This window comes from Caldisericota bacterium (assembly GCA_034717215.1).
In the GTDB taxonomy this organism is placed as follows: Bacteria; Caldisericota; Caldisericia; order Caldisericales; family Caldisericaceae; genus UBA646.
Genome location: JAYELD010000072.1, coordinates 1 through 1,942, shown reverse-complemented (window position 1 = coordinate 1,942; position 1,942 = coordinate 1). Strand labels below are relative to the sequence as shown.

The 1,942-nt window shown below is 34.6% G+C and carries 1 protein-coding gene; it reads right to left on the bottom strand.

Going from position 1 to position 1,942, the window contains the following annotated elements:
• Positions 1-373: 373 nt before the first annotated feature.
• Entirely contained in the window at positions 374-1,921 is a 1,548-nt protein-coding gene (locus tag U9Q18_02935) for a type I restriction enzyme HsdR N-terminal domain-containing protein (GenBank protein MEA3313312.1), read from the bottom strand.
• Positions 1,922-1,942 lie beyond the last annotated feature (21 nt).

The window sequence follows — 1,942 nt, the reverse complement described above, 5'->3', positions numbered from 1 at the left end:
CTTCAGGTGTTCATTGCGCCACTCTTTTTTAAATTCAATATCTTGTTCTTCTCTCACAATAAATCCTCCAATATCTCATTGAGTTTTTTAAATTAAAATAGGCACATCCTATTTTTTCTATGGTTTAGCTTTCTATTGTACGAAGTTTTCCTTTAGGACGTTTATCCATAATAATACCTAAAGTCTCAACCATCTGGTTAAGAAACTTCCAGATCTCAAATATGACAGAGGGCGGTTCTTTATCACATTTCAATCCTTCCGGAATCAATCCACTCTTTTATTATCTCTCTCCTCTTTTCTTCCAGGACGCCCTCAAAAGTTACCGGACTATTGACTTGGTACGCCCTCCCTATTTAAGAAAATGGATGTGCCCCTATTTATTCCCTAAAGAAATTAGACCTTTTTTTCCTGGATATTTTGCTTTTTTGTTATTCTGCCAATGAAACTTGATTTCAATCTTGCACTTTAACATTTCTGCCACATCAAGAGCTGACTTACAGGTCTCTCCAGATCCATATTGATGTATCTTTAAATCAAAATCATTACAGATATGCCAATTCTTATTTGAATTTAAGTCTTCATATCCAGCCATGGTTAATAGTTCATTTCTTTTCCCAGCCCTTATAGCGCTTCTTGCAGCCATTTTTCTTAAACCAAGCCAGCTTAAAACAGAATCATCTCTTGGAATTTTAGAGGCCTTTTCTCTTTCTCCAATAGAGGCTTCATCGAGATGAGTAAAGCTCATTATCTCTCTTTTATTTGTATCATTTGCTTCTAAGAACTCTTTAGTAATATTCCTTCTTTCATCCTGATAGCCCTTCCTTTCATGATTATCATAACTATTTGACCGTTCTTGTTTATCTTCAAAATCAGGTTTCTTTTTCAACTTTTCTCTAAAAGCATCAAGAGGAACTTCCCTGCCTTTTTCATCCCGACATTTCCACCAAACCCATCCATTAACACTGTTTCCTGTAATATGGACCGCAGCTTTACTTGGAGACTTAAAGGTAGCTGGTTCATTGTTTAGTAATCTTATTTCACCATTTTCTAAAATTCTGGCTTCATATTTTATTCCTTTATAGGTATTGTAGATAACAGTATTAACTCCAATTATGCCGGCACCTATCAAGTTTCTGATTTTAATTTCCTTTTTATCTTTAGAAATTTTCCCTATGTTCTTTCCAGCAATTTTACCAATATTGGGTGGTGCAATAATATTATTACCTTCCTCTTCGTAGGATTCAATGCTTTGTCTATAAAGCGAGGCAACAAAATCTTTAATTTGTTTTTCATCAGGATGGTAACTGCATATCTCTCTTACTTTCTCAGCCAATAGGTCAAGTAGTAATTCATCCTGTTCTTCTAATAAAGTATTCCAAGCTTCCGGTATTGTTGCATCTATTAATATTTGAATTTTATTTTTATTTTTTAGTTCTCGAGCTTTGTTCACAGCAGAACCATCTTTAACTTCCTTTTTGCTTAAAAATCTCTTAAATTGTTCTGAAATTATTTCAAAAGACTGTTCCCTAATGTTAATATCCAAGAACCTTCTTTCTTCCCATCTTCCTTCTTCTAATGGCAAATATAACCACCATTCAAAACCGTTTGTTAATACTGCAAGGTTAATTCCTAATTTGAAAGCATATTCCAAGAGTTGCTGTTGATGCTTTCTTAACTCTTCCCCTGCACGTTTTACTTCAATCAATACAGAGGCCTTATTATTACAAAACAAGCAATAATCAACTTTACCCTCACCACAGTTAAACTCAGGCACCACTTCTTCAACATTATCTCTATCCCAGCCAAGACAGGCCAAAATTGGTAACACTATCCCCTGACGAACATCTGCTTCGCCTCTTGATAAGAATGTTGTATCATTGCTGAGTTTTTTTAAAATACTTCCCAACAAATCATCTAACAATAAATTCACCACCTTTCTTCA